The following is a 24,445-nucleotide window of genomic DNA, read 5'->3' as shown; positions in this document are numbered from 1 at the left end:
TGCGACGAAGTCGCGAGTCTCGACGGCTCGGACGCGAGACACCAGGGGGCCGCGAACACGCAGCGCTGAAGGCGCTGCCAAAGATTCAGCCTTCTTTTTCGGCGAGCTGCACCAAGGTGGCGGCGAGCTGGAAGAACTTGTTGTTGCCGAGGTCGGCGACCGTCTTGATTTTCAAGGCCTCCAGCAGCTGCTTATCGTGCGCCGGGGTGAGGCCCGCCAGCGCCGACGGCGGGGCGGAGAGGATGTCCTTCAGCGACTTGTTCTCGAATTCCTTGTCGAGAGCCTTGTCGAGCACCACGTTTACGGTCATGCGAACTCCTTCGTACGAACCGGTATGTGCAAGCTGACGATAACTCGCGCGGTGCTGGCACGGGACGGATCGCGCTGGGTCGATGGTCGATCGACCGGAATGGCTCGATGCCGGTCTCGGATCGGAACCGCTCGAGACCATAGCAATTCAATAGCTACTCAAATAAATCGTGTCACATGGAAGCTTCCCGTGTCTGTGATTGCGACACGGTAGCTCATTGATCAATTACGTACTGTGAGTTGGTTTTTCGTGTCTGTAAAAGTCCTGGCGCAGTGATGATTTCGTGCTCTCGCGCCGGTACCCTCATCCGAGAGGGCGGGTTCTCGGAACCCCGGTTCACCGGATCTCCGGGAACCCGCTCATCGCCAAACTTCCGGCCTCTCTGCCGATTTCCCCACTTCCCGGCCACCGGGCCGACCTGGCAAGTCCGGCAATAGAGACTCCAGCCGGGCCAGTTGCTCACCCACGAAGTCGGCCGGACCCTCGATCAGCGAGAGCGGCCATGGCCAATGCGGCCCGTCCAACCGCTTCACCTCTTCCACCAGATCCGCGGTGGTGGCTTCGAGTTCGCTGATCTCCGTGCGCAATTCGCCGACTTGCGTACGCAAATCGGCAGATTCGTCCTCCAGCTCCTTGATCCGCTGCAGCGCCGCCGCCACGCCGTCCACCAGCGTGCGATAGCGGCCCTCCGCGTCGGTGCCGAGTTGCGGCCAGCCGGACAGCTCCGGACCGCGCAGCTGGATCTGGATATCGCGCAGCACTGCCTCTTGTTCCGGCGTCACGTCCGGTTCCTCCTGTACGAAGTCCCACTGTCCGAAATCGATTGTCTCGGCTTCGTTTACATCGCAGAGCACGCCCCCGACGACCACCTGCCGCAATGTCTGATGGATATTGCGCCTGGTCTCCACATTGGTGCCGGACCAAGCATCGGTCTGCCACGACCAAGCCGCGACGCCCGCGTCCAACGCCCGGCTGATCGACCAGAACCCGCCGTAGATACCCACATTCGCGGCGCCGAGCACGGTGGCCGCGCCTTCGAGATAGGCGTTGATCGCCACCTGATCCTGCGGTGTCGAATCGAAATCCGCGGAAAAGTAGATCGGCCGATCCGACCGACCGCCACAGCGCAGCACCTGCGCCGAACCCGCACGGGCATCGACGATTCCGGCGCCGTAGCCGTCCAGCATCCTGGCCGCGGTGGTCTCCCAGTTCGAGACGATGGAGATGCCGTTCGCCCGTAGGTCGTCGGCCTCGGCCGGGGTCAACTGCTTGCCGGGCAGGGTCGGACCACCATCGGAGAGATAGCGCACGACGAAATCGAAACCGGCCGCTCGAATGGCCGCACCGCCGGGACGGCCCGCTGCGTAGTCCAGCCCCAAACGCATATCTCTCACTGTAGGGGGTGTCGTGGGCCGAAATCGGCGGCATCGCCGAACCCGCCGAAACTGTCGGCGCCCGGTGGTTGACTAGGTCCCTGGAGGTGCCTATTCACTAGAAACGGAGATGACCGATGCCCAAGAGCAAGACCGTCGGGGAGATGCCGACACCCGAAGCCTGACCCTCAGCTGATCGGCAGCGAGCTCCAACAGGCTCAGCGCACCGACTGGAGCTCGGACCGGAGCCGGTCCGACCGCAGCTCGGACCGGCGCTTGGCCTCGAGCGCCGCCGCCGTCTCGCGCCGGTCCGGTGCGATGAGTACCGCGCTGATCGGGACCGTCAGCGCGAGCGATCCGATGACGAACATCGGGAAGACGAATTCGAACAGCGTGAGTCCGTCCGGTGCCTTCGCGGTGGTATCGATATTCGGGTCGATGGCCGCGGCCCCGGCGTAGTACATGCCCGCCACACCGACGGCGAACAGCAGCACCGTGGCCGCCCGCGCGAGCAGACCATGCAGCGCCTGGAACGACCACAGCGTGCCCACACCGGTGAGCACCGCGACCGCCATCGCGACCGCCGCGAGCCACGGGGATATATCGATCGAGCCCCGGATGCGAATGGACCCGAGCCCCAGATACAGGGTGAGACCGATGCCGAATCCCATGACCAGCCCGCCCGGGATGAGCCGGGCCAGTTGCAGCCGACGGCCGATGATGATCAGCGCGACGAATACCGCGACGAACGAGGTCACCATGGCCGCGACCATCTTGCCGCCGTCGAAGCGCGCAGCGGTACCCGAAATATCGAGGCCGAGCAGCGCGACCGAGGTCGACAACCAGACCCCGACGCCGCCGAGCGCCACCGCGGCCGAGGTCACCCACACCAACCGGAACCGCGACGATCGCGCCGCGTGTAGTACGCAGGCCAGCCCGACCACGGCGCCGAGCACCGAAACACCGAAGGAGAGTGCGGCGACCCAGTACCCCATGGAGAACTGGTCCACCACTGCGCCGTTGTCCGCCGCGGCGAACAACCGGACGTCATGCATGTCGAGCGGTTCCTTCCAATTCGAGCGCCTTCAGTTGGGCGATCGCGTATTCGGTGACGGCCGCCAGCGCCTGGCGGACCTCCATGGCATTGCGCGCGTCGATATCCACGATGGGCACTCCCTCACGCACCGAAAGCGCCTCGCGCAGTTCGGCGATCGGGAAGCGGGGCGCGTCCGGAAAGCGGTTGACCGCGATCAGGAACGGCAGCTTGCGCGCCTCGAAGAAGTCCACGGCGGCGAAGCTGTCTTCCAGCCGTCGGGTGTCGATGAGCACCACCGCGCCGATGGCGCCGCGGATCAGGTCGTCCCACATGAACCAGAAGCGGCGCTGGCCCGGCGTGCCGAACAGGTAGAGCACCAGGTTGCCGGGCAGGATGATGCGGCCGAAATCCATTGCGACCGTGGTGGTTTCCTTATCCGGGGTATCGGCGAGATCGTCGATACCGTCGGAAAAGCGGGTCACCATGGCCTCGGTGCGTAGGGGAACGATCTCCGATACCGCACCGACGAAGGTCGTCTTGCCCGCCCCGAAGCCGCCCGCGACCACGATCTTGGTCGAGGCGACGCGGGTGTCGGCATCGGCGGGTCCGGTGTTGCCGGATCCGGAGTTACCGGGCTGCCCGTAATTTCCGCCTTGCCTATAGGGCACGGAGTCCACGCAAAGTCCTCTCCATAAGGGAACGGCGCTCGTCGAAGCTCGCCTCGTCGGTCAGTGTCGAATGCACGCGCAGCGCGCCGTCGACGACGAGGTCACCGACCATGACCCGGACCATGCCGAGCGGTCGATCCAGGTGGGCGGCGATCTCGGCGACCGACAGCCGGTGCGTGCCCAGCCGCAGGATCTCGGTGCGCAGATCGCCCGTCGGCCAATCGAGATGCGCAGTGTACGACAGGGTTTCGATAACCGCTTCGAGCGGTAGGTCGACCGCGGGTTCGGTACGCCCGGAGGTCAGGGCATACGGTCTGACGCGGGTGGTCGGCCGGTTCGGTCCGTGGCCGAATGGACTCGACATCGTTGGATCAGACTGCTGTCCGGGCGGTGGCCGTGACCACCGTGCCCACACGGTCCACGAGCAGGGCCATTTCGTAGCCGATCCGACCGATGTCGTGCGACTTGTTGGCGAGCACGGCCAGGTGCGACCCGTTGCCGACGCTCATCACCAACAGGTAGCCGCGCTGCATCTCCACGATCGACTGCATCACCTTGCCGCCGTCGAACAGCGATGCCGCTCCGGTGGCGAGGCTGGCCAGACCCGCGGTGACCGCTGAAAGCTGTTCCGCGCGGTCCGCGGGTAGATTCGGGCTGGTCGCCTGCAGCAGACCGTCCGCCGTCACCAGCACCGCGTGCGACACTCCGGGCACATCCTTGGTGAAGCGGGCAACCAGCCAGTTGAGGTTCTCGTCCGTGGTGCTGTTCGGGTTGGTCATACAAGCCCTCCGTCGTTGTACTGCGCTTCGGCCCGCCCGCTGCGGACCCCACTGAGATGCCTGGTCAAGTTGTTCCGGATCTCCTCCGGATCGCGTACGCCGGGTTCCTCGACCGGCGCGAGGCCGCCGGGCACCAATTGCGCTCCGGGCCTGCGGATCGGCAGTCCACCGACGGTGCGCGCCTCGGCGGTCGGATGGCTGGCCTGCTCGGCGGCCGTCCAGCCCGCGTCGGCGGGGGAGGTCCATGCCGAGGGCGAGGGTTGTGCCGTCGCGGGCTCGACCAACCACTCCGAAACCATCCGCTGATAGATCGGGGTGGGCGTTTCGCCCTGCACGGGCTGTAGTCGGGTCGAGGTGTTGGCCGCGGCGTCGGCTGAGACCGGCTGTAGTCGAGTCGAGGTCGGCTCGGGTTCCGTTGCGGCGGTGGGCTTTCTGGTCGGCAGCGTCGGCCGCAGGACGGCGGTCTGATACGGCTCGGCGGGCTCGCGGGAGACGATCGGATTCGATCCGGTGTCCACCGGCTCGTCGGGCTGTTCGGCCCACATATCGGTGACCGCGCCGAGGGGCACCTGCGGTTCCACGTCGATGACCGAATTCGGTCCGGTGGCAGGCTCATCCGTCGGGGTCGGCGGCCCGAACGGCGTGATGCGGGACCGGTCGTCGTCGCCGCGGCGGCTGCTCGGATTCTCGGCGAATACGTCGACCGAGGTTTCGGTGTGATCATCGCCGGGTATCGGTACCTCAGGCGCGTCGGCGACGCGCATGGTCGGACGACGTTGTGGCAGACCGGAACTGGTGACCGCGAAGCGCGATGGTTCACGCTGTGGCAGGCTCGGCACCGGCACCAGCGTGCGCGGCGGCTGTTGTTGCGAGGGGGCGGGCAACGCGGCCATGACCTGGGCTTCGATGGCCCGCTGGTTCGGATCGGTCGCATCGAGCGGCGGCGCGACCAGTGCGCCGGGCAGGTGCACGCTCGCGGTGATGCCAGGCTGCTGCGCCATGGTCGAGGTGCGGCGCAGGCTCACCGTGATGGTGTGCCGCTTGGCGAGTCGGCCGACAACGAAAAGGCCCATGCGGCGGGCGGTTTCGACGGTGACCTCACCACCGGAGGCCAGCCGGTCGTTGGTGAGCTGCAGATCCTCGAGTGACATGCCGAGGCCGCGGTCGGTGATCTCGATCAGGTAGCCGCCGTCGACCGCGCGCGCAACCATCACCGCGACCGGTGTGGTCGGCGGGGAGTAGCGCAGCGCGTTATCGATCAGTTCGGCCAGCAGATGTTCGATATCGACAGCGGGCTCACCGGCGACGATGCCGTCGGGCACCGCACCGATCTCGACCCGTTGGTAATCCTCCACCTGGGAGACCGCACTCCAGAGCATGTCCGATAGTGGCACCGGATGTAGTTGACCGCGGCGCAGCGCGGTACCGGCGAGCACCAGCAGGTTGTCGCCGTTGCGGCGCATGCGGGTGGCGAGGTGGTCGAGGCGGAACAGGCTCTGTAGCCGTTCGGCATTGTCCTCGTCGTGTTCCAGATCCTCGATCAGCGACAGCTGCTGTTCGACGAGGGATTGGCTACGGCGGGAAAGGGTTTCGAACATATTCCCGATCTGCAGCCGCAGCCGGGCCTGATCGGCGGCGAGATTGAGCGCTTGCTCGTGGATTTCGTCGACGGCGCGGGCCAGCTGGCCGACCTCGTCGGTGGTGTGCACGCCGACCGGGGTGATCTCCGGGGTGGCGCCACCGCTGCGCACCACCGCCAGTTCGTCGGGCAGCTTGACGTGCGCGACCTCGAGCGCGTCGCGGCGTAACCTGCGCACCGGGACGACCAGGGTGCGCGCGACGGCGAGGGCCAGCGCAAGACCGGCCAGCAGCATGCCGATGACGATCGTGGTCTCGCGCAGCGCACCGGTCTGCGCCTCGGTGGTCCGATGCGCCAGCGCCTTATCGATGGTGTCGGCGAGGGAATTGGTTGTCTTCTCGTAGGTGTCCGAGCTGGCCTGTAGTGAATCCAGTACGGCCGGATTCGATGTCGGATCCCCGACGTTCTGACTGAACGCGCCGAGGCGGATGCCGACCGCGTCCAGTAGCGGCCGCATATTCGGCGCATTGTCCAGCAGGATGATGCCGTAGGTGTTGATCATGGTCATCTCGGCGCCTGCCGAGATGAGCACCTTCGCGCGCACGCTCGAATTGCGGCCGGCATCGGGGGAGCCGATCATCATGCGCTGCTGGGTGAGTACCCGCCGGGCGTTCTGGATCGCGCCGATCTGCAGGAAGTAGCGCTGGATGTTGAGGTCCTCGACCGAGGGCGACAGCGCGAACGCGTTGCCGATGCGAACCGCTATCTCGTCGGCCTGCTCACCGACCATCATCGGCGATCCGTTGCGCAGGCTATTGCGCATGGTGGTGCCGGTGGCGACGGCCGAGGCCAATTCGGAGGTGACCCGGGTGCTCACCTTGGTGGTGCGCATTCCGGCCTCGAGATCGGCGAGCGCCTGATCGAATTTCGTCAATGCCGCGTCCGTCGCCGGATCCGCGGTGTTACCCCAGGAGGCGGTCGCCGCGACCGCGAGTTGTTCGGTGGCCGTGCCGAACTTGACGATCGGGCGAATGATGATGACCTGTTCGGTCGCCGCATCCAACTGCGACATCGTGCGCAGTTCGTTGTTGATGCGGAGCACGGCGAAGACGGTGGCCAGCAGCACGGGCAGGACCAGCACGATGCCAACCTTGCGAGTGACCGACCAGTTGGACAGACTGAATTGCCAGGACCGCGGTGCAGCTTCCATCCGCTTCCGTTGCCTCCGCTTCACGAGCTTGCACGTGTGCCCCCGGATGGCGCGTGGCTGTTCGGTTTTGATTCAACCCGCTGAGAACCAACTAGAGGTCTTCTTTTTACCGCAGGGAACATACCGCGCAGAGTGACTAACGGCAATCTGGGGCAGTCGCTCTGTAATTCACTCGAATATGGCTACTCAGAACGGCTTTCGTCGCCCAAAACGGTTGCCGGATTCCGTCGAGATCTGTACGTGATCACAAACCTGCTGGTCGCTCGTCCAGCCCCTAGTGGGCGGCATCGATGCTGGCGCGGCGTGTCGGGCGGCGCCCTCTCAGTCGACTCTCAGTCGATGCGGTCAAACTGGGGGCATGCGCATTCTGGTAGTCGACGACGATCGTGCCGTCCGGGAATCGCTGCGCCGGTCACTGACCTTCAACGGCTACTCCGTCGATCTCGCGGTCGACGGAGTGGACGCGCTGGAGAAAGCAACTGTGCAGCGACCGGATGCACTCGTGCTCGATGTGATGATGCCCCGGATGGATGGGCTCGAAGTTTGCCGACGCTTGCGCAGCACCGGAGATGATCTCCCGATTCTGGTTTTGACGGCGCGGGATTCGGTTTCCGAACGGGTAGCCGGACTCGATGCCGGAGCCGATGACTATTTGCCGAAACCATTCGCGCTCGAGGAATTGCTGGCCCGATTGCGCGCGTTGTTGCGCCGCCGGGCCACCGATCCCGGCGAGGTTTCCGAGACCATGACGTTTGCCGATCTGTCGCTGGATCCGGTGACCCGCGAGGTGACGCGAGCCGACCGCTCGATCAGCCTGACCCGCACCGAGTTCTCACTGCTGGAAATGCTGATGGCAAATCCGCGCCGGGTGCTGACCCGCAGCCGCATTCTCGAGGAGGTCTGGGGTTACGACTTCCCGACCTCCGGTAATGCGCTCGAGGTCTATATCGGCTACCTGCGCCGCAAGACCGAGGCCGAGGGCGAGACCCGGCTCATCCACACGGTGCGCGGTGTCGGCTACGTGCTGCGCGAAACACCCCCGTAGGCGAGTCGACACCCCATGGCCAGAACCAATCCCAAGCGGCAAGTGGTCGCCGCGCTCGGCGCATATCCGTCGGAACCGCCGGATATGCGCCCGCCCATGCCCCTGACCAGGTCGGTCTCCCTGCGCTGGCGGGTCACCCTGCTCGCCGCCTCGGTGGTCGCCATCGCCGTGGCCGTCACTTCCATCGCCGCCTATGCCATGGTGGCCCGCGCACTGAACGCCGATGTGGACGCACAGCTCCAGGCACGCGCGAACACCATGATCAACAATAATTTCGACAGTTTGGGTTTCCAGTCGATCGTGCTGGCCGGGCTGTACTCCAATGATGTCGGAGTGGCGTTGATATACGCGAAAGACAAGGCGTATATGCCGCCGCAGCAAACGATTCCGCCGGTCGGCGCCCAGGAACTCGCGGTCGCGAACGGTGAGCTGCCCTCGTCACTGCGCACTGTGAGTAATCAGCGGGTGCTCGCCATGCCGACGCATTCCGGCGCGACGCTGGTCATCTCGCAGCGGCTGCAACCGACCCGCGAGGTATTGGACCGGCTGGCTTGGTTGCTGTTCGTCGTCGGCGGTTGTGGAGTTGTGCTGGCAGCGGCAGCGGGGACCGCGGTCGGTCGCACCGGGCTGCGCCCGATCGGACGGCTCACCGCGGCGACCGAACGGGTCGCGCGCACCGATGATCTGACACCGATTCCGGTAACGGGTGACGATGAACTCGCAAGGCTCACAGAGAGCTTCAACACAATGTTGCGCGCACTCGCCGAATCGCGCGATAGGCAACGCCGATTGGTCGCCGACGCCGGACATGAATTGCGCACGCCGCTGACTTCGCTGCGCACCAATATGGAATTGCTGATCGCTTCGAGTCGCCCTGGCGCACCGCAGATTCCGGAACAGGACATGGCCGAGCTGCGCGCGGATGTGATGGCTCAGATCGAGGAATTGTCGACCCTGGTCGGCGATCTCGTCGATCTCGCCCGCGAGGACGCGCCCGAAACCGTTTACGAGCGAGTGGATCTCGGCGAGGTAGCCGAGCGCGCACTCGAGCGGGCCCGGCGCCGTCGCGGTTCCATCGAGTTCGCCGCGCAACTGCAGCCCTGGTTCGTATACGGCCATGAGGCGGGCCTGGAGCGGGCGATTCTGAATGTCCTCGACAATGCCGCGAAGTGGAGTCCAGCGGGCGTGCAGGTGAAGGTCACCATGCGGGAAACCGGTCGCGGCTTGCTCGAGCTCGATGTCGACGACGCCGGACCGGGCATTCCGGCCGCCGAGCGCGAGCTGGTGTTCGACCGTTTCTATCGGACCACGGCGTCGCGTTCCATGCCGGGTTCGGGGCTCGGCCTGGCGATCGTCAAACAGGTGGTGACCAAGCACGGCGGCACGATCACCATCGAGACCTCCGAGCGCGGCGGCGCCCTGATCCGGATCGTGCTGCCGGGTGCGGCGAGCATGCTCGACGGTGTGGTCGAGTCCGTAACCGATTGACGCCGTTCGAGACTAAGGTGATGGCGGGCCTTACCCGGCCCCGTCCGCAATACTCGGAAAACTGAAAGCAGCGTCTCAGTCCGCTCTCAGTCGTCGTCGCCAAGCTGGTCGAAGACGTAAGGAGAAAAATGACCGAGGATTCCAAGGAAGGCTTGACGCCGCAGCCGGATAACGCCGACGCCGCGCCCGGTCCGCATCCGACCCAGGAGATCCCGGTCGCACCACCGGGCCAGACCTACGCGCAATCCGGATACGGGCCTCAGGCACCGACACCGCGTCCGACGATCTGGCAGCAACGCATGCCGCCCAACCCGACACAGCAATTCCCCGGTCCTGAAGGGGGTTCGGAATACGCGCAGCAATTCCCGGGTCCCGAGGCGGGCCCGGAATACGCCCGGCCGTCCTACGCCCCGCCCGTTCCACCCGGCGGGCCGTATCCCGGCGCCGCATTCGCCGCCGAGCCGCAGCCCGAACCCGCACGCCGCCCGGTCCGCACCGGTCTCGTCGTCGGCGCGGTCGCGCTCGCCCTCGTCAGCGGTGGTGTCGGTGGCGCGGTCGGCTCGCTGGTCACCCGCTCCGATGACGGCCACGCGACGGTCACCAATGCCCTGGACGTGCCCAAGCCCAATGTCAGCAATATCGCCAACGCACCGGCAGGCTCCACCCAGGCGGTGGCGCAGAAGGTGCTGCCGAGCGTGGTGATGATCAAGGTCGCCAGCAATCGCGCCCAGGGCGAGGGCTCCGGTGTGGTGCTGTCCTCCGACGGTCTGATCCTCACCAATAACCATGTCGCCTCCGGCGGTGGCGCCAACGCCAAGATGGAGGTCGCCTTCGCCGACGGCACCACCGCACCGGCCACGCTGGTCGGCGCCGATCCGGTCTCCGATCTGGCCGTGATCAAGGTGCAGGGCAAGAGCGGACTGACCCCGATCGATCTGGGCAGCTCGTCGGATCTCGCGGTCGGCCAGCCGGTCATCGCCATCGGCTCGCCGCTCGGGCTGGCGGGCACGGTGACCACGGGCATCGTCTCGGCACTCAACCGCCCGGTCTCCACCAACGGTGAGGGCACCCCGAGCCAGGTGCAGCCGGTCATCGATGCGATCCAGACCGATGCCGCGATCAACCCGGGCAACTCCGGTGGTGCGTTGGTCGACGCCAACGGCAAGCTCATCGGCATCAATACCGCCATCGCCAGCCTCGGCGGCAGCGAGGCGACCGGCCAGCAGAGCGGTTCCATCGGCCTCGGCTTCGCCATCCCGGTCGATCAGGCCCGCCGGGTCGCCGACGAACTCATCAAGACCGGTCACGCCACCTACGCCCAGATCGGCATCAAACTGCGCCCGCAGGACACCGCCGCACGGGTGCTCGAGGCGACTCCGGACGGTCCGGCCGCCAAGGCCGGAATTCCGGCGGGTGCCATCATCACCAAGGTGGACAGCCGGACCATCGACTCGGGCGACGCACTCATCGCCGCCGTCCGTTCCCATCAGCCAGGAGACAAGGTGAAGGTCACCTACACCGATGAACAAGGCAACAACCCCAAGACAGTCGACGTGACGCTCTCCGGTGCGGCCGCGGACGGTGGCCGGTGATGCGGGTCCTGCCCGGCGGATTGTCGGCACGACCGGGAGCCGACGCCCACCTCGTCGATCTGGACGCTACGGTTACCAATATGGAAATCGATGCTCCTGTCGCGGGGCGTGCTCTGGTGGTGGTCGTCGACGATCGAACGGCGCATGGAGGTGTGGATTCGCTCGGGCCGCTGGTCACCGAGCTGCTCACCGAGGCGGGTTTCCTGGTGGACGCTTCGGTATCGGTGCAGGCCGATGAGGTCGAGATCCGCAATGCGCTCAACACCGCGGTGATCGGCGGTGTCGACCTGGTCATCTCCGTCGGCGGCACCGGCATGTCCCCGCGCGATGTCACGCCCGAGGCCACCTCGCAGGTGCTCGACCGGGAACTCACGGGGATCAGTGAGGCGCTGCGTTCCTCCGGTCGCGTGGCCGGTTCACTCGACGCCGGACTCTCGCGCGGTCTGGCCGGAATCTCCGGCAGCACATTGGTGGTAAATCTGCCGGGCAGCCGGTCCGCGGTGCGCGACGGCATGGCAACCCTCGGTCCGCTCGCCAGCCGAGTGATCGGCGAGCTGTCCGGATTGGCGGAATAAATTACCGCCGAGGGCTCCTCCGACGCCCCTCGTCCGGCGACACGCCGGGCGAGGGATGCGGCGCGTCTGGCAAAAATTTTCGGTGAGGTCCTCCCGGAGACGACCGGTGACGAGCGCGGCGACGAGACCGAATCGTTATCCGACGACTGGCTCCGGTCGCAGGTGCCACCTCATCACGGCTCCTGACTCATCTACGGTCCAGTCACGTACCAAGGTCCGCGGTCGCGCCTTCATCCATTGCGAATTCCTCACGCTGATTTTTGCTCGACCTTCAAGTACGGGGCTGTCTCGTAGTTACCAACGGCATCGTTGCGACTGTGGTGGCCCTTTGGGGTCGTTCGGGTGGCGCTTGTGTCCTGTTTATGCACGTCAAGCAATATGAGCATTTGAGATGATGTGATCTAGATCACATTGATCTTAACGAAAACTTACGTTGCCAGACCGTTACTGGTCGGTTTAATCTCGCCACGAGCCACCCACGCTGCTGGACCTCGCGGGCCCGGGTGCGGCACGTACGTTTGTCGACTCGGCGGAACCCGGCTCGGTTCCGATGCCAGCACTGACCGTTGCGCCGAAATAACAGCCGGTTACATACCGGCAACAAACGGGGCACAAACTGAGCTGGGCCTGAGAGGACCAACGTCCAGCCTCGATGGTCGAGGTTGACTGTTAGAACCTGATGAGGGGAAGTATGAGCGAGAACCGCACCAACGGTCTGCGCCGCGGTGCCCGGATCGCGGGCGTCGGCGCTGCCGCGGCCGTGGCCATGGGCCTGCTTTCGACCGGTGCTGCCAATGCCGATACCTTCGTGCCGTTGCCGGACGGCCAGAAGGGCGGCCCCGATGTGACGCTCACCCGTACTGGTGAGCACGCCCTGATTTCGCCTTCGTTGGCGGCCAACGGTGCCGGCCGTGTGGTCTGGGTTTCGGGCAATGCTGTCGCCGATGTGAACGTGACGCCGGAAGGCACGGTCGGGCCGAACAACGGCGCCTCGGGCGCCCCGGGTACCAATAACTCCTCGACGCACGGCGCTTCGCAACTGAGCACCGGCTACATCGTCGGCTGCCAGGTCAGCATCGCCAGCGACGCCATTTCGGCCGGTATTTCCGGCGGCATCAACCTCTCGGGCGGTTCGCTCGGCGGTTCGATCGGCCTCAACCTCGGCCCCGGCGAGGTCAAGTTCGTGCAGATCGATTACAAGGACATTCTGAAGTCGGGTCGCTACTCGGTCGAGTACCAGGATGCCGAGATCGAGATCCAGGGCTGCGCGGGCTATGCCCAGGCGCGTGCCTACACCGTCGTCGAGATCATCGGTGACCACTACTCGAAGACCACCCTCTACGGGCAGCCGTTCAGCATCGGCTGACATCGGTCAATCCACGAATATTCTTCTCGCTCAAGCGAATCAACCCTCGAGGGATTATCAGCATGATCAACCGTAAGAACGTGGCACGGGTGGCCGGTGTCGGCGCCGCTGCCACTGTCGCTCTTGGCCTGTTCTCCACCGGCGCCGCGAACGCCGATACCTTTGTGCCGCTGCCGGGTGGCTCGATCACCAAGACGCTGTCCGACGGCACCGTGGTCACCATCAGCCTGACCGGCGAATCCGCGAACATCAACCCGTCCATGGGCTCTACCCCGCTGCACCGCAACGCGTGGGTTTCGGGTAGCGCTCAGGTCTCGGTCTCCGGTGACGGCGGCGGCTCGATCTTCCCGGGCTACACCGTCGGCTGCCAGGTGAACATCTCCGGTGGCGGCGCCACCGGTGGTGTCGAGGGCACCGCGGACTGGAGCGGTGACACCGTCACCGGTGGTGTCGGCGCGACCAGCGGCGGCAATCTCACCCTTGGCCCCGGCCAGTCGCAGTCGTTCTACGTGCTCGACCTCGAGCAGGCCGACGACTTCGGCAACGAGGCGCACAAGAAGCGCAACAAGTTCAAGAACGGCAGCGGCTCGGTCACCTGGGCCGACGAGACCATCGGCCTGTCCGGCTGCGCCGGTTACGCCCAGGCTCGTGCCTTCGTCAGCGTCGAGGTGGAGACCGACAACGTCATCACCTGGACCACGCTGTGGGGCCAGCCGTTCAGCCTCGGCTGATCGACAGGGGCAGCGCACCCTGAAAACGCAAGCGGGCTCGTCGCATTCGCGGCGGGCCCGCTTTCATTGTGAAACCCCCTGGCACCCAGCCAAATTCGCAGATCGTAGCGGATCGAGCGGTAACATGTGCGAAATCTCACAGGAATTCGGCGCAAACCACTAATATTGGGCGCACCCAAGATCGTCCACCGACGAGATTGTCGGCAAACCGCTTGATGGCCAATGTCTTTCCAGCGAGCGGCGTCCGCATGAAAGGGTTTTCGTCCTCGGTACCCCGAGGCCGACCGCTAGAATCCGATGAGGGGAAGTATGAGCAAGAACCGCACCAGCGGTCTGCGTCGAGGTGTCCGCATTGCGGGTGCCGTTGTCGCCGCCGCTGCTGGGATGGGCCTGCTTTCGACCGGCGCTGCCAACGCCGACGTTTTTGTGCCGTTGCCGGACGGCCAGAAGCTGGGCCCGGGCGTGACCGTCAGCCGGACGGGTGAACGCGCCTTGATTTCACCATCTTTGGCCGCGAATGGCGCGGGCCGAGTCGTGTGGGTCTCGGGTAACGCCATTGCCGATGTGTCCATCACTCCCGAGGGCACCATCGGCCCGAACAACGGCGCCTCAGGGGCGCCAGGTACCAATAACTCCTCGACGCACGGCGCTTCGCAGCTGAGCACCGGCTATATCGTCGGCTGCCAGGTCAGCATCGCCGATAACGCGATCTCGGCCGGGGTTTCCGGCGGCATCAACCTCTCGGGCGGTTCGCTCGGTGGGTCGATCGGCCTCAATCTCGGCCCGGGCGATGTCAAGTTCGTTCAGATCGATTACAAGGACATTCTGAAGCCGGGTCGCTACTCGGTCGAGTATCAGGATGCGGAGATCGAGATCCAGGGCTGCGCGGGCTACGCCCAGGCGCGTGCCTACACCGTTGTCGAGATCATCGGCGACAACTACTCCAAGGTCACCCTGTACGGAGCGCCGTTCAGCATCGGCTGACCGCGGTGGGATCTGTCGAATCTCTACTCGCCGAATCGAATTCATCGAACTCAATCGCTAGGGGTAGTACCAATCATGATCGATCGTAAGTTTGTGGCGCGCGTTGCCGGGCTCGGCGGCGCCGCCGCGCTGGCACTCGGCCTGTTGTCCACCGGTGCGGCGAATGCCGACACCTTCATTCCGCTGCCGGGCGGTCAAATCGTCAAAACGCTTTCCGACGGAACGGTTCTCACCATTCGGCTGGTCGGCGAATCGGCCAATATCAATCCGTCCATGGGCGCGACACCTGTGCACCGCAATGCGTGGGTGTCCGGTAGTGCGCAGGTCGATGTGACCGATGGCTGGAACGGCGCGATCTTCCCGGGTTATGTCGTTGCCTGCCAAGTGAATATCGACGGCGGTGGCGTCGACGGCGGCGTCACCGGTGGTCTGGATTGGAGCGACAGCCAGAACGTCAAGCCGAAGGTGAGCGCCAACAGCGGCGCCAACCTGAGTCTCGGTCCCGGCCAGGCGCAGTCGTTCTATGTGCTCGATCTCGAGCAGGCCGACGACTTCGGCAACGAGGCGCACAAGAAGCGCAACAAGTTCAAGGGCGGCAGCGGCTCGGTCACCTGGGCCGACGAGACCATCGGTCTCAGCGGCTGTGGTGGCTACGCGCAGGCGCGTGCCTTCGTCAGTGTCGAGGTGGAGACCGACAACGTGATCACCTGGACGACGTTGTGGGGTCAGCCGTTCAGTCTCGGCTGAGTCTTCCGCTCGAATATGTGAACGGGCCCGTCGCACGCGCGACGGGCCCGTTTGCTTTGTGATGCAGGTAATTACCGTATGTGATTGTGGCGCAGTCGAATTCCTGCTCATGTTGGCGGGCAGGGGAATTCGGTTCAGAATTCGTGACGTCCACCCGCGCTGCGCTGGCTGTCGGCAAGCAGGTCGCGGATCTCGATCAGCACCTCGGAATCGCTGAGTTTGGTGTCCGGGGTGGTGCCGAACCGCTTCTTCGCGTGCAGCGCGGGCAGCACCAGCACGAAGTACAGCACCGCCGCGATGACCACGAAGTTGATGGCCGCGGTGATGAGCGGACCCACCTGCACGAAGGTTGCCGGTTTATCGGCAATCAACTGGAAACCGAGGCCGAGGTCGTCCCGTTCGCCGAAGATGGCGAGAATCGGGTTGATGATGCCATTGGTGAAAGCGGTGACGATCGCGACGAACGCGGTACCGATCACCACGGCTACTGCCAGGTCGACGACGTTTCCGCGGAGTAGGAAATCCTTGAAACCCTTGAGCATTGCCGATATCTCCTCTTCAGGTGGGAGCTGACTCGTTGTGCTCGGCGGTTCGGGCTGCCGTATCGACCGATGCTAGTTGACCTTGAAGGCAAATTCTCGGCGAACTGCGGTCAATGAAAAACCACGGTCAGCGCGGTGCGCAGCGAGGCGGCGGCAACCGCGGTGGCGTGTTCGGCGTCCGTCGCGACCAGCACCACGCGCTCGGGCGCGCCGCGCCGGTCACCGGGACCGGATACCAGTACGACCGCGGCGTCGATCGCAAGCAGCCGGGCGGGACGGGTGCCGGGACCGCTCTGCTCCTCGGCTCCGATGACATCCACCCGGTCACCGGCTCGCAGGATCTCCGCGACCGCGGAATCGGCCAGCCGGATGGGCACGATGCGAGCATCGCCCGTCCCGGTGGCGACCGCCGCCAGTCGCGGTCCGACGATGCGCAGATCGGTGAATACCTCGCCGGTGCGCATCCCGCCGGTCAGCGTCGCGCCGACCAAAACGGCGATATCGGCGACCGCCCCCGAGGGCAGTGTGCCGGATTCCAGAAGTGTCGAGCGTAGATCGGTCGCCTCGAGCAGATGGCCCGGCGGCAGATCGCGCCCGGCGACCACGACCTCGGTGCGTGCACTGCCGGGATCACCGCGCAGGAACAGGACGATCGCGAGTGCGGTGAGTGCCGCCGCCAGCAGGCGTCGGGCCAGCAGCGCATCTGCCCAGGGCGGTCTATTCCAACTCGCCCTATTCCAGATCGCCGAGCGCAACGAGTCGCCGCGGCCGAGGTCGGCCAAGGATCGGGTCTTGCCCGACGGAATGATGCCCAGGGGAGCCATGCCCGGAGCCTATGGTCACCGGCACTGCGACTCGCCCGGGAAAGGTGTGCCCTGTGGATAACGACAGCCCTGGGGATAACACCCGCAGGGCTGCTCCTACCAGGGGAAACTCAGCTTGCGACAGCCGTGCTGGCAGTGCTGGAGCTGCTGGACGAACCGGAATCCGAACTCGGCGCGGAGCTGCTGGCACCGCTGTCCGACTTCGCGGGCTCGCTGGCGGTCGAGGAGCCACCGCGGCTGTCGGTGCGGTAGAAACCGCTGCCCTTGAACACGATGCCGACCGAGTTGAAGAGCTTGCGCAGCTTGCCCGAGCACTCCGAGCAGACGCTCAGCGCCTCATCGGCGAACGACTGAACGATGTCGAAGCGGTTGTCACACTGGGTGCACGCATATGAATAAGTTGGCACAGCATCCTCCGCAGGGTTCGTCAATCTGGCACTCTACAGCCGACAGTGCCAACACCGCTAATCGGCATTTCATTCCGCATCCTTATCGCCGCCCAATCGATGCAGTCCTCCGTGCGGTGTGAGGGCCCAGCCCATGCGCAGATCGTGCGGTTCCTCGGGGAGCCGGTCGAGCAGTTCGTCATCGCGGACCACCGCGATCAGCCGCGCCGTCGGCCGGGCCGCGGACAACGTCCGGTCGTAGTACCCGGCGCCGCGGCCGAGCCGAACACCGCGGCGATCCACCGCCAGCGCGGGGACCAGGATCAGCTCCGCCAGCGCGATCGCATCGGCGAGCACCTCGCCGACGGGTTCCAGCAGCCCGAATCTGGCGCGCCGCAGGTCATCGATGCCGGTGAACTCGGCCCAGCGCAGCGGTCCCGGCGGTCCGGTGACCGGCAGCAGCACCCGGGCGCCCGCCGCACGCAGAGCCGTCAGCATCGCCGTCGATCCGGGTTCCCCGCGCACCGGCACATACGCGCACACCCATTCGGGAACGTCCAGCTCGGCGACACTGTGGGCCAGCTCACGCGCCTCGTTTTCCTGGTCGGCGCTGCTCATCGCGGCCCGTCGAGCACCTATTTCCGCCCGCCAGGCATGTTTGTCGCGCTTGCCGGGCATCTCCACGGTGATCACCTTAAGCTCACCGGGACCCGAGTCGGCGTGATGGCCGCTTCGGGCCGGTGACGGATGGATAGGGTAGGCGTATGACAGCAAAGGCCGGACAACCCGCGAATGGCGCGGTCGTGTCGTGTTTCCGCACGGCCGTCGTGCCCGCGGCCGGACTCGGGACGCGGTTCCTGCCCGCGACCAAGACCGTGCCCAAGGAGCTACTGCCGGTGGTGGACACTCCTGGCATCGAACTGGTCGCGTCGGAAGCCGCCGATTCCGGTGCGGAGCGGCTGGTCATCGTGACCTCGCCGGGTAAAGACGGCGTGGTCGCACACTTCGTCGAGGACTTGGTGCTGGAGGGCACGCTCGCCGAGCGCGGCAAGTTCCAGCTGTTGGAGAAGGTGCGCAAGGCGCCCGCGCTGCTCGATGTTACCTCGGTGGTCCAGGACGAGCCGCTCGGTCTCGGCCACGCCGTTGCCCAGGCCGAGGGCGCACTCGACGACGACGAGGACGCCATCGCCGTACTCCTGCCCGACGACCTGGTGCTGCCGTGTGGCGTGCTCGACGTGATGAGCCGGGTCCGGCGCAAGCGCGGCGGAACTGTGTTGTGCGCCATCGACGTTCCCAAGGATCAGGTCAGCGCCTACGGTGTCTTCGACGTCGCGCCGGTACCCGATGCGGTGAACCCGAATGTGCTGCGGGTCAACGGAATGGTGGAGAAGCCCGCGCTAGCGGACGCACCGTCGACCTACGCGGCCGCGGGCCGATACCTGTTGGACCGCGCCATCTTCGACGCGCTGCGCCGGATCGAACCGGGCACCGGCGGCGAGCTGCAACTCACCGACGCGATCGCACTGCTCATCGAGGAGGGCCATCCGGTCCATGTGGTGGTCCACCGTGGGTCGCGCCACGATTTGGGCAACCCGGGCGGTTATCTTCGTGCTGCGGTCGATTTCGCTTTGGAACGAGAGGAATACGGCCCCGCCCTGCGGGAGTGGCTGCAGCATCGGCTCAGTGCGGACTGGGACCCACAGCTGACGACCTACGACTGATAGGCGCGGGCGTCGGGGTTTCGCCGAGAGTGGACCGTCGGGTACGAATGATGGTTCATCTGCGGTGTGAGCGACGGGCTCGGAGGCGGCAGCTTGCGTAACCACGTAGAGCCCCGGGAACACCGCGGATCGGGCAGAGCCGCGCGGGTTCGGTTGCGCGGTCGCGGAATCGGGTCGGTGCGGAGAGATCAGGAAGGGCTGGATGCGCTCGGTTGAGGATCAGCAGATCAAGGTGACGGCTGCGGCGGTCGCGCCCCGGCCGGTCCGGGTCGCGATCTCCGAGGCGCAAGGCCTGCTGTGTGCCGAGGATGTGGTCACCGAGCGGCCGCTGCCCGGCTTCGATCAGGCCGCGATCGATGGTTACGCGGTGCGCAGCGTCGATGTGTCCGCCGCGGGCACCGATATCCGCGACGAGGACGGCGAACTCGTCGATCTGACGCTGCCGGTGGTCGGCGAGGTGGTCGCCGGATCCAAGCAGCCGATCCGATTGCAGCCGCGCCAGACGGTGCGGGTCGATACCGGTGCGCCGCTGCCGACGCTGGCCGATGCCGTGCTGCCCTTGGATTTCACCGATGGCGGCCGAGCCAGGATCAAGGTGTACGAGCCGGTGCGATCCGGTGATTATGTCCGGCGCATCGGTGACGACGTGCAGCCCGGCGACGTCGCGGTGCGCGCGGGCACCATCATCGGTGCGCCGCAGGTCGGTCTGCTTGCCGCGGTCGGTCAGGACAAGGTGCTGGTGCATCCGCGCCCGCGGCTGTCGGTGATCTCGATCGGCGGCGAGTTGATCGACATCGATCGGACGCCGGGGCCGGGGCAGGTCTACGACGTGAATTCCTATGCGCTGGCCGCCGCCGCGCGCGACGCGGGCGCGGATGTGAACCGGGTCGGCATCGTGAGTTCGGATCCGCGGCGGCTGCGCGATGTGGTGGAGGGGCAGCTGGTTCGATCCGAGGTCGTGGTGATCGCGGGCGCCATCGGCGGGTGGGCCTCGGAGCAGGTCCGTGAGGCGCTCGAAGGGCTCGGTGAACTCGAAATCGCAAGGGTCGCCATGCATCCCGGCTCCGTGCAGGGTTTCGGGCGGCTCGGCCGCGATGAGGTGCCGACCTTTTTGCTGCCGTCGAATCCCGTTGGCGCACTGGTGGTTTTCGAGGTCATGGTGCGACCGTTGATCCGAATCGCGTTGGGGCGCAGACATCCCATGCGCCGGATCATCCGTGCCAGAACGATCACCCCCATCACCTCGATGGCCGGACGCAAGGGGTACCTGCGTGCGCAACTCATGCGCGACGAGGCCACCGGCGACTACCTGGTGCAGCCGCTGGGCGGCGGAACGGGCGGTTCGTCGCATCTGCTCGCCACGCTGGCCGAGGCGAACAGTCTGATCGTGATCGACCCGGACGACACCGAGATCAGGACCGGTGACGAGGTCCGGGTCGCATTTCTCGCACAGCGTGGCTGAGGCGTGGAGACGATGAATGTTTTCCGGGTCACGCAGCATCCCGGTTGGCCCGCGCATCTGGGACCGGTGCGCGTCGCGGCCGGGGAGGTGACATTGCGTCCGGTCCGGTTGCGCGATGCGGCCGCATGGAGCCGGATCCGGTTGCGCGACAGGGCGCATCTGGAGCCGTGGGAGCCGACCGGGCGCGGTGCCTGGGAGGCTCGCAACCATGTGTCGAACTGGCCGTCGCTGTGGTCGAGTCTGAAGGCCGAGGCCAGGCGCGGTGCGATGATTCCGCTCGTGATCGAGGTCGACGGCGCGTTCAGCGGGCAGCTGACCGTTGGCAATATCGTGCGCGGTGCACTGCGTTCGGCATGGATCGGCTATTGGGTGGCCAAGGATTTGGGCGGTCAGGGCGTGGCGACGGCCGCGTTGGCGCTCGGGCTGGACCACTGCTTCGGGCCGGTCGGATTGCATCGGGTCGAGGCGACCGTGCGGCCGGAAAACCTGGCCAGTCAAGCGGTTCTGCGCAATGTGGGGTTTCGCGAGGAGGGTCTGCTGAAGCGGTACCTCGATGTGGACGGGGCCTGGCGCGATCATCTGCTGGTCGGCATCACCGTCGAGGAGGTGGTGGGGACCGTCGTCGATCGGCTGGTGCGCGATGGCCGGGCCACACTGCCTTGAAATACTGGTACGCCCGTGCTGTTTTCGACGCGCCCGGCTGACTTCGGCGCGCGGCGAAAATGGTGGAACTGTGACAGGTGTGGCGTGTGTGCACGGCGCGCCTGACCGAACTTGGTGCGCCACGGAATTAACCTACGGACGTCGGTGGTGCGTCCCGCGTCACCGGCAAATCAGCCTGTGAGGCAGTGCCGAATACGCCTCACGGCGGCCGGACGTTCCGTCCGTCCGAGGCGTTTTGCGGCGAGCGAACGCACCGCGACGGGGCGCGGTGCGACCCGGTCGAAAGGCCGAGCGGACGATGCGGCGGGGACGGAGGTGCAGAGGCGAGATGCCGAATTCGATCCTATGGATCGGCCTGGTCGTGCTCTGGGTCTTTGTGCTGTTCCCGATTCTCGCCGACCGGCATCCCAGGATCAGGCAGACGACCGACGCGGCGTTGGCGACCCGCGTATTGCACCGCGGAGGTTCCAAGCGGCGCACGAAGAGTGGTCCGGCCGCGGGACACGACAGTGATCCGGATTACCGGCCGACCCGAGTGCAGAGAAAGCTTTCCCACAGCGATGATGCGGAGGACCGGATGACCCCACCGGCCGACGAGCAGGTCACCGAGGACGACAATCCCGCGGACAGCCCGCCCGAAGCCGAGTCGGCGGTATCCGATGCCGAAATCGACGACACGGACGACGAATTCGACGGTGCGGATAGTGAATTCGATGACGAAGCCGAAGAACTCGACACCGCCGATTCCGATGATGCCGAAATAGCAACGGCCCGAACGGCTGCGAAGCAACCGGCGACCGCCGATGATGACCGGGTGGCTTTAGAGCACACCGAATCGACCGGTGCCCGAATCCCCCCGGCCCGGACGGCGGCGCCCGCCCGATTCGACGAATCCGACTCCGACGACTCGGATTTCGTGCCGACCCGGCGCGGCCGCGGCGGCTTCGACCCGGAGGCCGACGCCATCGCGCGCGCGGCGCGCTACACCTTCCGTCAGCGCGCGGTGCTCGGCCTCGTCCTGGCCGCCCTCGCCTTCGGTGGACTCTCGGTGGCGTTGAGCCCCATGTTCTGGTGGGGCTGCGGCGGCTCCGCGCTCGTCCTGGTGACCTACCTGGCGTACCTGCGCAAGCAGGTCCGCATGGAGGAGGAAATCCGCCGCCGCCGCCTCGCCCGCCTGGCCCGCAGCCGCGGCGAGCACATCGAGGCCGAACGCGAGGCCGAGCAGCGCGCCCAACAGCGCGTCATGGACCGCGACACCGCCCGTGCCCTGCGCCGCCGCTCCGCCCTCATCGAGGTGGACGACGAAGACCCCACGTTCGACCACCTGGAAACCTTCGACCCGGCCACCGCCCGCGCCCTCCGCCGCGGCACCGGCGACATGCGCCGCGCCGCAGGCGCCTGACCCATCCTCCCAGGTCACCCACACGATTCGGAGTCTGCCCACCCCGCCTGATACAGTGTCACAGCGCGGTTCCCCGGAGCCGCACGGGGCTATAGCGCAGTTGGTAGCGCGTCTCGTTCGCATCGAGAAGGTCAGGGGTTCGATTCCCCTTAGCTCCACAAATGGGAAGGCGAGTGCTCGTGTAGAGCACTCGCCTTTTGATTTTGTGACGACTCGCAGGGGCCTACGCGGCGACGGTCGCGAGGCGGAGGTGATCCTCGATGTCGGTGGGTGAGCCGGTGTAGTGGAGAGTGCGTAGACCGAGGCGAGCGGCGGCTTGGCAGTTGTCGGCACGGTCGTCGACGAAAAGGACACGGCCGGGATCGCGAACTCCGGTCGCGGCGAGTGCGTTTCGGTAGGTGTCGGGGTGGGGTTTGTTCATGCCGAGCCGGGCCGAGTAGAGGGCGTCGGTCATCAGCGTGCGCCAGTCGGAGGCGTCGAGGGCGTCGCTGACCGGATGGGGTGCGTTGGAGAGCAGCACCATCGGCAGATCTGCCCGCCGGGCATGGTGCAGAAGTGCGACGACGCGGTCGTCGGTCCGGATCCACATCGCGGTGTCGACGGCACGCAACCGGGTGAGCAGTTCCGGGTCCGGGCGATATCCGAGCACGGCGGTCCAGAAGTCCGCGTCGTCGAACTCGCCGGAGTCGTACGGTTCGCGGGCGCTCCAGAAGGCGGTTTGGAAAAGCCCGAGCTGGTCTGTGTGCCATCCGGCGAGTTCGGCGAGCCCGTTCCACATAGGAACAGTGGGCTGCAGGCCGATGACGCCGTTGTAGTCGAAGATGACCGCGTCGAGTTCCACGGGCTGGTGAGGTAGTGCAGTTACCACCGGTTCTCCAAGGCTTGATGGGACAGGACAGCCACGCCCCGCGACGAGCAGGGCGGGCAGCATGAGGAGGGCGGTGTCGTCGCGGTGCGATGAGCGAAAGCTCCATCGGTGCCGCCGACGCCTTCGCCGTCGAGAATGGCCGCGAAATCGGCTGCGTGGGTATGACGATTCCCGCCTGCTTCCATGACGAAAGAGGCGCACAAACTGTGGATCGAAGGAATGTTCCGCGAGTCGGAGGCTGGAGGTGATGCGCGACGCTGCGCGAACAAGCCGAAACCTACCAAGGGGTACGGCAAGGTACCACTCGGAACGGGTCTTCGTGATCCGCTCCACAAAGTGCCGCCCGAAGGTCTGACCGCGTCGTAGCCGAGCTCGCTGGCAACCCGCATGTCGATTCGCTCGGCGCGGGAGAAGCGCTGCTGCTCATGGATTTACGCTGCTGCGGCCCCCGCTCACGGTGAAGCGAAGCGCGTGGACTGGGTTTGTGGAGGATCAGCCCAGTCGGGCGCACAGCAGCCAGGCGGGAACCGACTTGCGGCCACTGGGTTCGTCGCGGATGCCCTCGAACCGGAACCGCGGGCCGTCGGCAGGGCCGAAGTCGCCGACAGGCAGGTTGCCGTGGATTCGTGCCGGCCTGATCTCATCGATCACCCAGTACTTTTCGACCGCTTCGCGCAGCTCGTCGGCGGTGACCGGTGCAGGCCCCGGTACGGGTACTTCGGGCAGGGCGGTGCGGTCGAAGACCAGCGCGAAATATGATGCGCCCGGCGCGGCGGCGCGCGCGATCGACTGCTGGTAGCCCGCCCGCGACTCGACCGGGATCGAATGGAACAGCGTGCTGTCGACGATCGTGTCGAAGCGCCCGTCGTAGCCGGTGAATGAGGTGACGTCGGCGACCTCGAAGGAGGCGTTGGCCAAGCCGCGCCTGGTCGCCTCGGCGCGGGCCAGCTCGATCGCGGTCGGCGACAGGTCCAGTCCCACGGTGGTGTAGCCTCGCTCGGCCAGATACAGCGAGATCGCCGCCTCACCGCATCCGACATCGAGGACATGGCCATGGAATTTGCCCTGCTCGATCAGCGTGGCGAGTTCCGGCT

Annotated in this window: 26 protein-coding genes and 1 tRNA gene; 14 read left to right on the top strand and 13 right to left on the bottom strand. The window is 66.1% G+C overall.

Going from position 1 to position 24,445, the window contains the following annotated elements; genetic code table 11:
- Positions 1-85: 85 nt before the first annotated feature.
- The 7 genes from NP3_RS01090 to NP3_RS01060 form a co-directional block, all read right to left on the bottom strand.
- Complete coding sequence (locus NP3_RS01090) at positions 86-310, bottom strand: hypothetical protein (RefSeq protein ID WP_063036828.1); 225 nt, start codon at positions 308-310, stop codon at positions 86-88.
- 359 nt (positions 311-669) lie between these two features.
- Positions 670-1,695 (bottom strand): glycoside hydrolase domain-containing protein, encoded by a 1,026-nt coding sequence (locus NP3_RS01085; RefSeq protein WP_063036826.1) that lies wholly within the window; start codon positions 1,693-1,695, stop codon positions 670-672.
- Between the two features lie 206 nt (positions 1,696-1,901).
- Positions 1,902-2,738, bottom strand: a complete 837-nt coding sequence (locus NP3_RS01080; RefSeq protein WP_063824612.1) for an MHYT domain-containing protein — start codon at positions 2,736-2,738, stop codon at positions 1,902-1,904.
- Complete coding sequence (locus tag NP3_RS01075; protein WP_040695543.1) at positions 2,731-3,288, bottom strand: GTP-binding protein; 558 nt, start codon at positions 3,286-3,288, stop codon at positions 2,731-2,733. The genes NP3_RS01080 and NP3_RS01075 overlap by 8 nt, the downstream gene beginning before the upstream one ends.
- An 88-nt stretch (positions 3,289-3,376) precedes the next feature.
- A complete protein-coding gene (locus NP3_RS01070; RefSeq protein ID WP_063036824.1) occupies positions 3,377-3,751 on the bottom strand; it encodes a DUF742 domain-containing protein in 375 nt (124 codons plus the stop codon).
- Positions 3,752-3,758: 7 nt separating this feature from the next.
- Positions 3,759-4,166, bottom strand: a complete 408-nt coding sequence (locus tag NP3_RS01065; protein WP_040695425.1) for a roadblock/LC7 domain-containing protein — start codon at positions 4,164-4,166, stop codon at positions 3,759-3,761.
- Positions 4,163-6,955, bottom strand: a complete 2,793-nt coding sequence (locus NP3_RS01060) for a sensor histidine kinase (protein ID WP_063036822.1) — start codon at positions 6,953-6,955, stop codon at positions 4,163-4,165. The genes NP3_RS01065 and NP3_RS01060 overlap by 4 nt, the downstream gene beginning before the upstream one ends.
- Before the next feature lie 358 nt (positions 6,956-7,313).
- Between NP3_RS01060 and NP3_RS01055 the strand changes: the two genes are divergently transcribed.
- From NP3_RS01055 to NP3_RS01020, 9 genes are all read left to right on the top strand, one after another.
- Positions 7,314-8,000, top strand: a complete 687-nt coding sequence (locus NP3_RS01055) for a response regulator transcription factor (RefSeq protein WP_063036820.1) — start codon at positions 7,314-7,316, stop codon at positions 7,998-8,000.
- A 15-nt stretch (positions 8,001-8,015) separates the two neighbouring features.
- A complete protein-coding gene (locus NP3_RS01050; RefSeq protein WP_063036818.1) occupies positions 8,016-9,488 on the top strand; it encodes a HAMP domain-containing sensor histidine kinase in 1,473 nt (490 codons plus the stop codon).
- A 128-nt stretch (positions 9,489-9,616) separates the two neighbouring features.
- Positions 9,617-11,080 carry a S1C family serine protease gene (locus tag NP3_RS01045; protein WP_169814421.1) on the top strand — a complete coding sequence of 488 codons (1,464 nt, stop codon included), beginning with the start codon at positions 9,617-9,619 and terminating at the stop codon, positions 11,078-11,080.
- Between the two features lie 80 nt (positions 11,081-11,160).
- A complete protein-coding gene (locus NP3_RS01040) occupies positions 11,161-11,655 on the top strand; it encodes a MogA/MoaB family molybdenum cofactor biosynthesis protein (protein WP_157123982.1) in 495 nt (164 codons plus the stop codon).
- Entirely contained in the window at positions 11,656-11,841 is a 186-nt protein-coding gene (locus tag NP3_RS50190) for a hypothetical protein (protein ID WP_084507984.1), read from the top strand.
- A gap of 505 nt (positions 11,842-12,346) precedes the next feature.
- Positions 12,347-13,021, top strand: coding sequence for an MspA family porin (locus NP3_RS01035; protein ID WP_063036814.1), 675 nt, complete (start codon positions 12,347-12,349; stop codon positions 13,019-13,021).
- 62 nt (positions 13,022-13,083) lie between these two features.
- Complete coding sequence (locus NP3_RS01030) at positions 13,084-13,752, top strand: MspA family porin (protein WP_063036811.1); 669 nt, start codon at positions 13,084-13,086, stop codon at positions 13,750-13,752.
- Between the two features lie 309 nt (positions 13,753-14,061).
- Positions 14,062-14,736, top strand: coding sequence for an MspA family porin (locus NP3_RS01025; RefSeq protein WP_063036809.1), 675 nt, complete (start codon positions 14,062-14,064; stop codon positions 14,734-14,736).
- 75 nt (positions 14,737-14,811) lie between these two features.
- Positions 14,812-15,483 carry an MspA family porin gene (locus NP3_RS01020; protein ID WP_063036807.1) on the top strand — a complete coding sequence of 224 codons (672 nt, stop codon included), beginning with the start codon at positions 14,812-14,814 and terminating at the stop codon, positions 15,481-15,483.
- Between the two features lie 134 nt (positions 15,484-15,617).
- On the opposite strand, the gene mscL is transcribed toward NP3_RS01020, so the two are convergent.
- The 4 genes from mscL to NP3_RS01005 all read right to left on the bottom strand — a co-directional run bounded on the left by mscL (position 15,618) and on the right by NP3_RS01005 (position 17,919).
- A complete protein-coding gene (gene mscL / locus NP3_RS01015) occupies positions 15,618-16,025 on the bottom strand; it encodes a large conductance mechanosensitive channel protein MscL (RefSeq protein ID WP_063036805.1) in 408 nt (135 codons plus the stop codon).
- 110 nt (positions 16,026-16,135) lie between these two features.
- Positions 16,136-16,849 carry an SAF domain-containing protein gene (locus NP3_RS01010; RefSeq protein ID WP_063036803.1) on the bottom strand — a complete coding sequence of 238 codons (714 nt, stop codon included), beginning with the start codon at positions 16,847-16,849 and terminating at the stop codon, positions 16,136-16,138.
- 110 nt (positions 16,850-16,959) lie between these two features.
- The gene (locus tag NP3_RS46360) at positions 16,960-17,256 is read right to left on the bottom strand and encodes an FmdB family zinc ribbon protein (protein ID WP_084507980.1); all 297 of its coding nucleotides are present in this window, start codon (positions 17,254-17,256) and stop codon (positions 16,960-16,962) included.
- Positions 17,257-17,325: 69 nt separating this feature from the next.
- Positions 17,326-17,919 (bottom strand): 5-formyltetrahydrofolate cyclo-ligase, encoded by a 594-nt coding sequence (locus NP3_RS01005; protein WP_373864718.1) that lies wholly within the window; start codon positions 17,917-17,919, stop codon positions 17,326-17,328.
- A gap of 80 nt (positions 17,920-17,999) precedes the next feature.
- On the opposite strand from NP3_RS01005, the gene NP3_RS01000 reads away from it, so the two are divergent.
- The 5 genes from NP3_RS01000 to NP3_RS00980 all read left to right on the top strand — a co-directional run bounded on the left by NP3_RS01000 (position 18,000) and on the right by NP3_RS00980 (position 22,641).
- On the top strand, positions 18,000-18,956 hold the full coding sequence (locus NP3_RS01000; protein WP_063036800.1) for a UTP--glucose-1-phosphate uridylyltransferase: 957 nt from the start codon (positions 18,000-18,002) through the stop codon (positions 18,954-18,956).
- A gap of 202 nt (positions 18,957-19,158) precedes the next feature.
- Positions 19,159-20,418 (top strand): molybdotransferase-like divisome protein Glp, encoded by a 1,260-nt coding sequence (gene glp / locus NP3_RS00995; RefSeq protein WP_063036798.1) that lies wholly within the window; start codon positions 19,159-19,161, stop codon positions 20,416-20,418.
- A 12-nt stretch (positions 20,419-20,430) separates the two neighbouring features.
- Entirely contained in the window at positions 20,431-21,081 is a 651-nt protein-coding gene (locus NP3_RS00990) for a GNAT family N-acetyltransferase (protein WP_063036830.1), read from the top strand.
- Positions 21,082-21,409: 328 nt separating this feature from the next.
- A complete protein-coding gene (gene sepX / locus NP3_RS00985) occupies positions 21,410-22,483 on the top strand; it encodes a divisome protein SepX/GlpR (RefSeq protein ID WP_063036796.1) in 1,074 nt (357 codons plus the stop codon).
- An 85-nt stretch (positions 22,484-22,568) separates the two neighbouring features.
- Positions 22,569-22,641, top strand: a tRNA-Ala gene (locus tag NP3_RS00980).
- Positions 22,642-22,706: 65 nt separating this feature from the next.
- Here the strand turns inward: NP3_RS00980 and NP3_RS00975 are convergent.
- Both NP3_RS00975 and NP3_RS00965 read right to left on the bottom strand, forming a co-directional pair.
- Positions 22,707-23,351 (bottom strand): HAD family hydrolase, encoded by a 645-nt coding sequence (locus NP3_RS00975; protein WP_063036794.1) that lies wholly within the window; start codon positions 23,349-23,351, stop codon positions 22,707-22,709.
- A gap of 492 nt (positions 23,352-23,843) precedes the next feature.
- On the bottom strand, positions 23,844-24,445 hold a 602-nt coding region (locus NP3_RS00965; protein ID WP_063036790.1), incomplete at its 5' end, for a class I SAM-dependent methyltransferase.

Source organism: Nocardia pseudovaccinii NBRC 100343 (genome assembly GCF_001613225.1).
Classification (GTDB): Bacteria; Actinomycetota; Actinomycetes; order Mycobacteriales; family Mycobacteriaceae; genus Nocardia; species Nocardia pseudovaccinii.
Note: the sequence above shows the minus strand (reverse complement) of the source record. Positions and strands in the feature narration are given on the sequence as shown.

Bases quoted from the DNA above. Each gene is read 5' to 3' on its own strand.
- NP3_RS01060 (WP_063036822.1), bottom strand. From the start codon at position 6,955: ATGGAAGCTGCACCGCGGTCCTGGCAATTCAGTCTGTCCAACTGGTCG.
- NP3_RS01050 (WP_063036818.1), top strand. From the start codon at position 8,016: ATGGCCAGAACCAATCCCAAGCGGCAAGTGGTCGCCGCGCTCGGCGCA.
- NP3_RS01000 (WP_063036800.1), top strand. From the start codon at position 18,000: ATGACAGCAAAGGCCGGACAACCCGCGAATGGCGCGGTCGTGTCGTGT.
- NP3_RS00990 (WP_063036830.1), top strand. From the start codon at position 20,431: ATGAATGTTTTCCGGGTCACGCAGCATCCCGGTTGGCCCGCGCATCTG.
- NP3_RS01070 (WP_063036824.1), bottom strand. From the start codon at position 3,751: ATGTCGAGTCCATTCGGCCACGGACCGAACCGGCCGACCACCCGCGTC.
- NP3_RS01040 (WP_157123982.1), top strand. From the start codon at position 11,161: ATGGAAATCGATGCTCCTGTCGCGGGGCGTGCTCTGGTGGTGGTCGTC.
- glp (WP_063036798.1), top strand. From the start codon at position 19,159: ATGCGCTCGGTTGAGGATCAGCAGATCAAGGTGACGGCTGCGGCGGTC.
- mscL (WP_063036805.1), bottom strand. From the start codon at position 16,025: ATGCTCAAGGGTTTCAAGGATTTCCTACTCCGCGGAAACGTCGTCGAC.
- NP3_RS01065 (WP_040695425.1), bottom strand. From the start codon at position 4,166: ATGACCAACCCGAACAGCACCACGGACGAGAACCTCAACTGGCTGGTT.
- NP3_RS01035 (WP_063036814.1), top strand. From the start codon at position 12,347: ATGAGCGAGAACCGCACCAACGGTCTGCGCCGCGGTGCCCGGATCGCG.
- NP3_RS01025 (WP_063036809.1), top strand. From the start codon at position 14,062: ATGAGCAAGAACCGCACCAGCGGTCTGCGTCGAGGTGTCCGCATTGCG.
- NP3_RS01085 (WP_063036826.1), bottom strand. From the start codon at position 1,695: ATGCGTTTGGGGCTGGACTACGCAGCGGGCCGTCCCGGCGGTGCGGCC.
- NP3_RS01090 (WP_063036828.1), bottom strand. From the start codon at position 310: ATGACCGTAAACGTGGTGCTCGACAAGGCTCTCGACAAGGAATTCGAG.
- NP3_RS01080 (WP_063824612.1), bottom strand. From the start codon at position 2,738: ATGCATGACGTCCGGTTGTTCGCCGCGGCGGACAACGGCGCAGTGGTG.
- NP3_RS01045 (WP_169814421.1), top strand. From the start codon at position 9,617: ATGACCGAGGATTCCAAGGAAGGCTTGACGCCGCAGCCGGATAACGCC.
- NP3_RS01010 (WP_063036803.1), bottom strand. From the start codon at position 16,849: ATGGCTCCCCTGGGCATCATTCCGTCGGGCAAGACCCGATCCTTGGCC.
- NP3_RS01055 (WP_063036820.1), top strand. From the start codon at position 7,314: ATGCGCATTCTGGTAGTCGACGACGATCGTGCCGTCCGGGAATCGCTG.
- sepX (WP_063036796.1), top strand. From the start codon at position 21,410: ATGCCGAATTCGATCCTATGGATCGGCCTGGTCGTGCTCTGGGTCTTT.
- NP3_RS01020 (WP_063036807.1), top strand. From the start codon at position 14,812: ATGATCGATCGTAAGTTTGTGGCGCGCGTTGCCGGGCTCGGCGGCGCC.
- NP3_RS01030 (WP_063036811.1), top strand. From the start codon at position 13,084: ATGATCAACCGTAAGAACGTGGCACGGGTGGCCGGTGTCGGCGCCGCT.